Below are 10,000 nucleotides of genomic sequence, written 5' to 3'. Positions count from 1 at the left end.
AACAGGGCTTTAACGAATATCAGACCCCGATTTTGACGGCATCCAGCCCAGAAGGCGCGCGCGACTATCTGGTACCAAGCCGTGTCCATCCCGGTAAATTCTATGCGTTGCCGCAGGCTCCGCAGATGTTCAAACAGTTGATGATGGTTGCCGGTTTCGACCGTTATTTCCAGATTGCCCCTTGTTTCCGTGATGAAGATGCCCGCGCCGATCGTTCGCCCGGTGAATTCTATCAGCTCGATTTTGAAATGAGCTTTGTCACCCAAGAAGATGTCTTTGCGACCATCGAACCCGTTTTGGCTGGTGTCTTTGAAGAATTCGGCGGCGGTAAGACCGTTACCCCTGCGCCTTTCCCGCGTATCGCTTATCGTGATGCGATGCTTTATTATGGTTCCGACAAGCCTGATTTGCGGAATCCTTTAAAAATCAGCGATGTCACCGAACATTTCCGCGATTCCGGTTTTGGTTTATTTGCAGGTATGGTCGCAAAAGGAGCCGTTGTTCGCGCTATTCCGGCACCGGAAGCTGGTAAAAATAGCCGCAAATTCTTTGATGATATGAACAACTGGGCGCGCGAAGAAGGTTTTGCGGGTCTGGGCTATATCAATATCAAAAATGGCGAAGCCGGAGGCCCGATTGCCCGCAATCTGGGCGAAGAAGCTACCAAAAAGCTGTTAGCTGATCTTGGTCTTGGTGAAAATGATGGCGTTTTCTTTGCCGCCGGTAAGGAAGGCGAGGCCGCTCGTTTGGCAGGGCTTGCCCGTAACCGCGTCGGTGAATTGCTCGATCTGATCGAAAAAGACAGCTTCCGTTTCTGTTGGGTCGTCGATTTCCCGATGTTTGAATATGATGAAGAAGCCAAGCAGGTCATCTTTAGCCATAATCCATTCTCGATGCCGCAAGGTGGCATGGAAGCCTTGGAAACCAAAGATCCGCTCGATATTTTAGCTTATCAATATGATATCGTCTGTAACGGTATCGAATTGTCTTCTGGCGCTATCCGTAACCATCGGCCAGAGATCATGTATAAAGCCTTTGAAATCGCGGGCTATGATCAGGCTATGGTTGATGAAAACTTTGCCGGTATGATTAACGCCTTTAAATATGGCGCGCCGCCACATGGTGGGGCTGCTCCGGGTGTTGACCGTATGGTGATGCTGTTGGCGGGTGAACCTAATATCCGTGAAGTCGTTTTATTCCCAATGAACCAAAAAGCAGAAGACTTGATGATGGGCGCTCCGGCGGCCGTAAGTGAACGGCAGTTGAAAGAACTGTCTTTGCGTATTGCGGTGAAACCTACCCAGAAATCAGCTTCGTAAATCTGATAATGCCAACAGAGGGGTAATGCCGCATGTCTGTCAATCTTGCTGATTACGAACAGGGAAAGCCGTTTAACGGCGATTACGATAAAGCGCTAGTGCAACTCCAAAAGAGACTAGCTCACCTTTTGGTGGCCTATATCGTCTATCGTCGGAAGGCTATTATCTTATTCGAAGGGCCGGATAGCTCAGGAAAAAGCGGTATTATCCAGCGATTGGTGACAGGATGGGATCCACGCCATTTCAGAGTATGGCCTATCGGGGTTCCTACTGAAGAAGAAAAAGCGCATCATTTCTTGTGGCGTTTTTGGACAAAAATGCCCGGAAATGGTGAAGTCGCTATCTTCGACCGGAGCTGGTATGGCCGTGTTCTCGTTGAACGGGTCGATAAGCTGGCCAGTGACGAAGAATGGCAGCGTAGCTATGATGAGATCAATGCTTTTGAATCATTGCAATGTGAAAATGGCACCCGTCTTATCAAGATTTTCTGTCATATCTCTGACAAGACGCAAGATGAGCGTTTCAAGCGGCGCTTGATGCATCCTTGGAAACATATGAAGATTAGTCCTGCTGATTTTCATGCCCGTGACGAGCGGGATGAATATAAGAAGGCTTTTTTGGATATGTTCGATCAATGCAACATGCATTGGGCACCTTGGTATATTATTGATGCTAATAATAAGCAGGCTGCTCGTATCCAAGCGCTTGGGTTGATTGCAGATGCGTTGGAAAAAAATCTGCCAACGGCTCCACCGCCGCTTGATCCTGAAATTGTTTTGTTGGCTAAAGAAAAATTGGGCATTGATTTAGGAAATTAGAATATTCAGGGGGCTATCCATGCGGTAGCCCTCTTTTTATATTATTTTGAAATGGGCGTAGGATAGCCAATTTCTATAACTTCCCATTCCTTTTCACCTGCCGGTAGGCGGACAATTCTAAGATCGCCTAAGGTTGCACCGCGTAAAGCCCGTGCCAAGGGTGATTTCCAGCTTATTCGTCCTTGACCTGCATCGGCCTCGTCTTCACCCACCAGTGATATTTGGCGTTGATTGTCGTCTTCGTCAGCAATGGTGACGGTGGCTCCAAACCAGACTTTTGATCGATCTTCTACCGCAGAGGGATCAACAACGCGGGCAGCTTTTAATCGGCGCGACAACCATGATAATTCGCGGTCAATCTCGCGCATCTTTTTTCGACCATAGATGTAGTCGCCATTTTCTGAGCGATCTCCATTACCGGCTGCCCAACTGACAATTTCAACAATTTTGGGGCGTTCGCTATTCATCAGATGATGGTAGCGTTCCTTTAGCTTTTGTAAGCCTTGTGGTGTGATGTAATTAGGGTTTTTTGTTGTCACGGGACATCTGTCTTGTTTGATTGAAGGCGGTGAAAAAAGCCTGCTATTTATTGATGTAGCAGGCTTTTTTGGGTGTACTAGCGTGAAAGCGTCGTCCCGATATGATCCATCCCACCGAGATAATCAGATAAGGCCTGACCTCCAACGCGGCTGCGATTGGTGTCGGGATCAATCCGGCTATAGACAACGGCATTTTCTAAGACGCGCTGAATATAGTTACGGGTTTCATCCAAGGGAAAATCTTCGATCCAGTCGATGACATCTGCATGAGGCATGCGAGGGTCGCCATAGCTTGAAAGATAGCGATTCACATTGCCGGGCCCTGAATTATAGGCGGCAACCGCCAAAAGATGGCTGCCTTGATAATAGCTGCGCATTCTTTCGTAAAAGCTGGCACCTAAGGTCAGGTTGAAGGCTGGATCATTTACCAGACGCGCAGGGTCATAGGCTAAGCCTAATTTCTGGGATTGATCTTTGGCCGTTTTCGGCATGAGCTGCATCAAGCCAAGCGCGCCAACGCTGCTTTTCGCATGGCGGTCGAATTGGCTTTCCTGACGGGAAAGCGCATGCACCATTACCCAGCTCGGTTCGCTTTCATTGGGAAGGGAATAGCTTGGATAACCGCTACGATTATAGGCGATCAGGTCGCTATTCCGCATAGAACGACAGGCCATGACGGCTAGATCTTGTCTACCGATGCGTTGGCTAAGATCAATGGCCAGCGCGTATTCTTCTGGGCGGGTCAGGCTGTTGGCAAGGGCGCGCAAGAACAGGCTTTGATCGCGCCAATTTTGTTGCTGTCCCAAACGGATGGTCGCTTGCACCAGAGAGCTGCTGTAGAAGATATTTTGCTGCGAAGAATCGGGCAGCGCAGCCCCATAAGGCGGGATTGGCACGCTCTGTCCCAATAATTCAAGAGAAAGCTGGCCATAGAACTGGTCAGGGGATTGGCCTGCTGCTGCGAAATAGCGGCGGGCAAGGGCATCATCCCGCATGGCTAAAGCTGAACGACCTGCCCAATAATAGCCTCGGCTGCGGCTTTGGGGGCTTTTGGAAGCCGCGGCGTAATTGCTGAAAAAGGCGAGCGCGTCTTTGGGCTGGTTGAGGTATTTTAAAGCTGTCCGGCCACCCAAGAAAAGAAGATCGGTATAGCGATCCCTGATCGTGAAGGATTGTTCCTTTACTTTTCGGCTATCAGGATAGAGGCTGTAAACCTGCCGAACAATGGCTAAAGTCTGGGCATATTGTTTGTCATTAGCGGTCGCTTTGGCAAAGGTAAGGAGTAGATTGAGCCATTCTCCGGCATCGCTTGGCGCTTGTTTCCATTGTCGTGGCAGAGCCAGCAAGGATCGGGCATCAAAGGGGCGGGCTTTGCTGCGTAAATACTGGGCATGATCTGCCAGAAAACCCGGATTATTATCGGCATCAGCCCCCAATGCCGAGACAAGGGCTTCGGCTTCGGGAGCGCCTGTCTGTAGCGCAATACGCGCTTCAAAAATGGGCTTTTGATCTTCGCTGACCCGATTAAGCTGTAAACGGGCGGCTTCGATATTATGCCCAAATAACAAGCGATCTTCACGGAGTGCCTGCTCTTGTGCTGTGAAGCTGTTATTAAAACGGGCAAAAAGTTTATTTTCGATATCTGGAGACAGATACCCTTCTGTCCATGCGGCCTTGGCTTGTGCGATGGCTTCGGCTGGCTGATTATATTGATCCAGAATTAACGCATAAGCCGCGCGGCCATTATTAGAGACCGGAGGATAGAGTTGAAAAAAACGCAAGGCTTGTTGCGGTTTTTCCCCTATAGCCGTCAAAGCATCGGTTAAATGCTTTTCAGCGGCCTTTCTTAGAATATTTTCAGCAGGCCAGTGAGGATTTTCTATCAGAAAAGAGGCATAATCCTGAAAAGATAATGACGTGCCAGAACGTAATAGTTGCCATTTTGCAATTTTACTGTCTGTCTCTGCTGGCTGATTGACGATGGCAATGCTATTGCGTTGCCCGTAACTCTGCCCGGAAAGGAACAGGCTAGCCGGTATGATGGACGCACACAGCTTAAGAAACTGTCTGCGTTGCTTGGGCTGTCTGGACAGCCGTGGCTTAACGTCTTTATCAGACGATAGTAAATTTTGGTTATGGGCCATGGTCTTTACTATATGAGACAGCTTCATACCAAAGGGAAGGAGATGATAATGTTCACGGGCTCAATTCCTGCTCTTGTGACACCGTTTCGCAACGGAAAATTTGATGAAGTGGTTTTCAGAGCGCATGTTGACCGGATGATCGAAGGCGGATCATCAGCGCTTGTTCCCTGTGGCACCACGGGTGAAAGTGCCACGATGACCATCGAAGAACATAACTATGTTATGGCGGTTTGTATTGATCAGACCAAAGGTCGAGTGCCAGTAATAGCCGGATGTGGGTCGAATGATACTAAGGTATCGCTTGCCCATTTGCGCCATGCGGCCAAAGCCGGAGCCGCAGCGGGTCTGGTGGTATTACCTTATTATAACAAACCCAGTCAGGAAGGGCTTTTTGCCCATTATAGCTATCTGGCTGAAAATAGCCCGATTCCTATCCTGATTTATAATGTTCCCGGTCGAACCAGCAGCGATATTTCGGTTGAAACTTTGGCGCGTCTGTCGCGTTTACCTGCTATTGTGGGTATGAAAGATGCTAGCGGGCATATTGCGCGGGTTTCTGCGCAAAGATTGGCTTGTGGTTCTGATTTCTGCCAGTTGTCGGGTAATGATGATATGGCTTTGGCCTTTAATGCCATGGGTGGTGTTGGTTGTATTTCGGTAACGGCCAATGTTGCGCCGAAACTTTCGGCCGATTTCCAGAAGGCTTGTGCTGAAAATCGCTATCAGGATGCTTTGGCTTTGCAGGATCGTCTTTATCCTTTGCATTCGGCCTTGTTCAGTGATTCCTCTCCGGCTCCGGTCAAATATGCTTTGTCCCGCCTGTATCCAGATTTCTCGCCTGAATTGCGTCTGCCTTTGGTTCAGCCAAGCGATCATAGCAAGGCTTTGGTTGATGCGGCGCTTTCCCATGCAAGGTTGATTTAAAAGATGGCTGCTTTTCGTCCACCTCAGTTTAAAAAAACGAAGATACTCGCCGAGAACCGGCGCGCCCGTTTTGAATATGCTTTTGAAGATTTTTACGAGGCTGGTCTTGCCTTGACCGGAACCGAAGTGAAATCTTTGCGTTTCGGGCAGGGGTCGATTGCTGAAAGCTATGCCGAGGTTAAAAATGGCGAAGTAACCCTTATCAATGCCAATATCCCTGAATTCAGTCATGGTAATCGGTTTAATCATGAACCAAAACGACCCAGAAAATTGCTGCTTCATGAGCGGGAAATCCGTAAGATGCAGACAGCCGTTTCTCGTGAAGGGATGACCGTTATTCCGGTCAGTTTGTATTTTAACAACAAGGGGAAAGCCAAGCTGGAGTTGGCGATAGCACGCGGTAAAAAGACCCATGATAAACGGGCTACGATCAAAGAACGGGATTGGAAACGCGATCAGGCAAGGTTGTTACGGGATAAGGGGTGATAATATTCTATCGCTCTTAACAAAAAAAGAAGCTGTCCCTTATGTGTAAGTGATTATCTTTTGGTAATTTTACAGATTTTTGCGGGAAATAAATTGCTTCTTTTTATTTTATCCTTGCGTCTAAAGTGTGATAGGCTCCGTTTTTTGAAAAAAAGACAAAGACAATAGTCTGGTTTTCTTAAGGAAGGTTTTTTGTGAAACATCCTCGTTTTTCTATCGGACGGGCATTTGTGGCAATGGCTGCTATGGCATCGGTCGCTGTTCCGGCTTTAGCAGCTGGTGAGACGCTTTTACCCAATAAACCGGCCATTGGCCTGTTCGGTTTTGATGAAAGCGGTATGAATCGCTCGGTCAATCCGGGTGACAGCTTCTATGATTTTGCAAATGGTGGATGGGATCAGAAAACCCCTATTCCTGATGACCGCGCCCGTTATGGCATGTTCACCCAGTTGGCTGATCTTTCGCTTCAGCGGATGAAAGACATTTTAGACGAAGCGGTTAAAACGCCCGGCAATAGAAGTGGTGATCTCTATGCCAGCTATATGGATCAAAAAACGATCAATCAAAAAGGCCTTAGCCCTTTAAAACCGACGATTAATGCCATTAAAGCGGTCAAAAATCAGCATGATTTTGCGCGCCAGTTAGGTGCTATGTTGCCGATTGGCGGCGATGCACCTTTTGCTTTTGTGGTTGCGCAGGATGATCGTCAGCCGGATCGCTATATTATCAATTTCCAGCAATCCGGTCTGGGGCTGCCTGACCGTGACTATTATTTGAATAAAGACTCTAAACTTGAAAGCATCCGTCAGGCTTATGTTGCTTATCTGACCAAGCTGTTACAGCTGTCAGGTGAGGCTTATGCGGAACAGCGTGCCGCTAATTTGATGGCTTTCGAGAGTAATTTGGCGACTGTTCAGTGGGCAAGGGCAGACCTTCGCAATATTGACCGCACCTATAACAAATGGCAGCGTGCCGATTTTGAAAAGAAAGCGCCGAATTTCGACTGGAATGCTTTTCTGACCTCTGCTCAGATCAATAACCAGTCTGAATTTTTGGTCGGTGAACCTAGCGCTTTTGCGGGTATGGCTCTGAATATCTCGAAAACGCCTATTCAGACGTTGAAAGATTATCTGCTGGTTCATCTTCTTGACCAGATGGCGCCTTATCTTTCGCAGCCTTTCTCTGATGCCCATTTTGCTTTTCATGGTCAGGCTTTGACAGGCCAGCCGAAAGAATTGCCGCGCTGGAAAAAGGCCGTCGGTTTGGTCGATACGGCTTTGGGTGAAGATATCGGTAAAACCTATGTTGCCCGTTATTTCCCACCAGAAACCAAGGCTGCGGCTGACCAGCTAGTCAAAAATATCATGGCGGCGATGAATCGCCGGATTGATAATTTGACGTGGATGTCACCGGAATCGAAGAAAAGAGCCCATTTGAAAATGGCTTCTTTTACCCCGAAAATCGGCTATCCTGATAAATGGCGCGACTATACGGGTTTGACGATTATTCGTGATGATTTGGCTGGCAACGTCAGACGGTCAAATATGTTCGAATATCAGTTTAGTCTGAATAAATTGGGCAAGCCTGTTGATCGCGGTGCATGGGAAATGACCCCGATGACGGTCAATGCCTATGCCAATCCGACGATGAATGAAATCGTCTTCCCCGCCGCTATTTTGCAGCCACCTTTCTTTGATCCGCATGCGGATGCTGCCGTTAACTATGGTGGTATTGGTTCCGTTATCGGCCATGAATTGAGCCATCATTTTGATGATCAGGGCGCAAAATATGACGAGAAAGGGGCTTTGGCACAATGGTGGCTACCGTCTGATGTCGAAAACTTTAATGCTTTGACCGACAAACTGGTTAAGCAATATGACCAATATGAACCCATTCCCGGTTTCCATGTTCAGGGTCGTTTGACATTGGGTGAGAATATTGCCGATTTGGCCGGCCTGACCTTGTCTTATGATGCCTACCACGCTAGCCTTGGTAATCAGGTCGCGCCTATTTTGGACGGCTTATCAGGCGATCAGCGTTTCTATCTTGGATGGGCGCAGGTTTGGCGGGTTAAACAGCGCGATGAGGCTGAACGTCGCCAGTTGTTGACTGACCCGCATTCACCTTCACAATATCGTGTGGCTACCGTCCGCAATCTGGATCCTTGGTATAACAGCTTTAATGTCAAAGACGGTACTAAACTTTATTTGACCCCAAAGGATCGTGTTCGGATTTGGTAAGTCTTTTTAAAGCCTTATGATAACAAAAAAGCCGGTGCCTTGTTGCATCGGCTTTTTTATGCCTTTTGAGATAAAAAAGCTTTTCTACAAAGTTGGAAAAAGCTTGCTATCAAGCGTCAGATCGTTTCTGATCGGCAGAATATGATTTGGAGTTTGCTTTTAAAGAGCCCAAAAAGAGGTTTGGTTCTTTTGAAGCGGCTTTAGATAATAATTTGGCAGGGATTTTTTGAATAGACTCTTGCTTTTATTATTTTGTCCGGTTATTACGCGACCTCCGTTACCCTAGGAGTGTAGCTCAGTTGGTAGAGCATCGGTCTCCAAAACCGAGGGCCGTGGGTTCGAGTCCCTCCGCTCCTGCCATTTTTCGGTAGTCTAGGTAACGCGACAAAATTTAGGCAAGGCTGATTTGAAATCTAGCCAACTGCGTCAAATAAACGGATTTTCAGCCTGGAGGCATAGATGGCCAAAATAACACCGGCCGAATTCTTTCGGCAGGTTCGGGCCGAAACTGCTAAAGTAGTATGGCCAAGCAGACGTGAAACGGTCATGACCGCTGTCATGGTAGCTATCATGGCTATTTTGCTTGGTGTCTTTTTCTTTGCTGTCGACGCAGCTTTCAGCCATGTTGTTCGACTTCTCTTGTCGCTTCTGGCTTAAAGGATTTTTGGTTTCATGTCTCGCTGGTATATTATTCACGCTTATTCCGGTTTTGAAAATAAAGTAAAAGAAGCTGTTGCTGCCGAAGCTGAACGTCTTGGGCTCCAGCCGTTGGTGGAAGCTATTGAAGTTCCAACCGAGCAGGCTGTTGAAGTCCGGCGTGGTAAAAAAGTAGCTGTCGAGCGCAAATGCTTTCCGGGATATGTTCTTGCCAAGCTGAATATGAACGAAGACGTTTATCACTTGGTTAAAAACACCCCGAAAGTTACAGGCTTTCTTGGCTTTTCTGGAAAACCACAACCGATTAGCGATGCCGAAGCCGAGCATATCTTAAACCGCAAGGCTGAAGCCGAAGTTGCGGGTAAAAAAGCACAAATTAAAGTCGATTTTGAAATCGGCGATCAGGTTAAAGTTTTGGAAGGTCCCTTCGCCAGCTTTAATGGTGTTGTTGAAGATCTCGACTTTGATCGTGCCAGAGTTAAAGTTTCCGTTTCTATTTTTGGTCGTGCAACCCCTGTTGAATTAGAATTCGAGCAGGTCGAACGCGCCGAATAAGTAATTCAGGTTTTTTTATAAAGACCTGTTGCGGGAGGTGGCCATGGGGGTCATCGTCAACCGCTTAACCTGAAAAGGGTGATAAAATGGCAAAAAAAATTACCGGCTATATCAAGCTGCAAGTGCCGGCAGGTAAAGCTAATCCAAGTCCGCCAATCGGCCCGGCTTTGGGTCAGCGCGGTGTCAACATCATGGAATTCTGCAAGGCATTTAATGCCAAATCGCAGGGCATGGAACCGGGCACCCCGTTACCGACGATCATCACCGTTTATGCCGATCGTTCTTTCTCTTTCGAAAGCAAGATGCCGCCGGTTTCTT

The 10,000-nt window shown here is 47.7% G+C and carries 9 protein-coding genes, 1 tRNA gene and 1 pseudogene; 9 read left to right on the top strand and 2 right to left on the bottom strand.

Translation table 11 applies throughout. The annotated features are described in order from the left end of the window. Together aspS and LDL18_RS01120 are read left to right on the top strand one after the other, a co-directional pair. A partial coding sequence (aspS, locus tag LDL18_RS01125; protein ID WP_296506264.1) for an aspartate--tRNA ligase occupies nt 1–1,319 on the top strand: 1,319 nt, incomplete at its 5' end. 32 nt (nt 1,320–1,351) lie between these two features. Next, nucleotides 1,352–2,137: a polyphosphate kinase gene (locus LDL18_RS01120; protein ID WP_296506262.1), complete on the top strand. Its 786-nt coding sequence runs from the start codon at nt 1,352–1,354 to the stop codon at nt 2,135–2,137. Nucleotides 2,138–2,178: 41 nt separating this feature from the next. On the opposite strand, the gene greB is transcribed toward LDL18_RS01120, so the two are convergent. Both greB and LDL18_RS01110 read right to left on the bottom strand, forming a co-directional pair. Beyond that, complete coding sequence (gene greB, locus LDL18_RS01115; protein ID WP_296506260.1) at nt 2,179–2,676, bottom strand: transcription elongation factor GreB; 498 nt, start codon at nt 2,674–2,676, stop codon at nt 2,179–2,181. A gap of 77 nt (nt 2,677–2,753) precedes the next feature. Further along, on the bottom strand, nt 2,754–4,820 hold the full coding sequence (locus tag LDL18_RS01110; protein ID WP_296506258.1) for a lytic transglycosylase domain-containing protein: 2,067 nt from the start codon (nt 4,818–4,820) through the stop codon (nt 2,754–2,756). Between the two features lie 48 nt (nt 4,821–4,868). Here LDL18_RS01110 and dapA point away from each other — a divergent pair, with 48 nt between their 5' ends. The 7 genes and pseudogenes from dapA to rplK form a co-directional block, all read left to right on the top strand. Continuing rightward, complete coding sequence (gene dapA / locus LDL18_RS01105; RefSeq protein ID WP_023593262.1) at nt 4,869–5,744, top strand: 4-hydroxy-tetrahydrodipicolinate synthase; 876 nt, start codon at nt 4,869–4,871, stop codon at nt 5,742–5,744. A 3-nt stretch (nt 5,745–5,747) separates the two neighbouring features. Then, nucleotides 5,748–6,230, top strand: a complete 483-nt coding sequence (gene smpB / locus LDL18_RS01100; RefSeq protein WP_296506253.1) for an SsrA-binding protein SmpB — start codon at nt 5,748–5,750, stop codon at nt 6,228–6,230. A gap of 194 nt (nt 6,231–6,424) precedes the next feature. Continuing rightward, on the top strand, nt 6,425–8,470 hold the full coding sequence (locus LDL18_RS01095) for a M13 family metallopeptidase (RefSeq protein WP_296506251.1): 2,046 nt from the start codon (nt 6,425–6,427) through the stop codon (nt 8,468–8,470). 284 nt (nt 8,471–8,754) lie between these two features. Next, nucleotides 8,755–8,830, top strand: a tRNA-Trp gene (locus tag LDL18_RS01090). 99 nt (nt 8,831–8,929) lie between these two features. Next, entirely contained in the window at nt 8,930–9,127 is a 198-nt protein-coding gene (gene secE, locus LDL18_RS01085; protein ID WP_011241714.1) for a preprotein translocase subunit SecE, read from the top strand. Between the two features lie 15 nt (nt 9,128–9,142). Continuing rightward, on the top strand, nt 9,143–9,682 hold the full coding sequence (nusG, locus tag LDL18_RS01080) for a transcription termination/antitermination protein NusG (RefSeq protein WP_011240609.1): 540 nt from the start codon (nt 9,143–9,145) through the stop codon (nt 9,680–9,682). Between the two features lie 86 nt (nt 9,683–9,768). Then, nucleotides 9,769–10,000: pseudogene (gene rplK / locus LDL18_RS01075) on the top strand (50S ribosomal protein L11); the annotation flags it as partial.

Origin of the sequence: Zymomonas sp., assembly GCF_020216885.1 — a bacterium.
Classification (GTDB): domain Bacteria; phylum Pseudomonadota; class Alphaproteobacteria; order Sphingomonadales; family Sphingomonadaceae; genus Zymomonas.
Note: the sequence above shows the minus strand (reverse complement) of the source record. Positions and strands in the feature narration are given on the sequence as shown.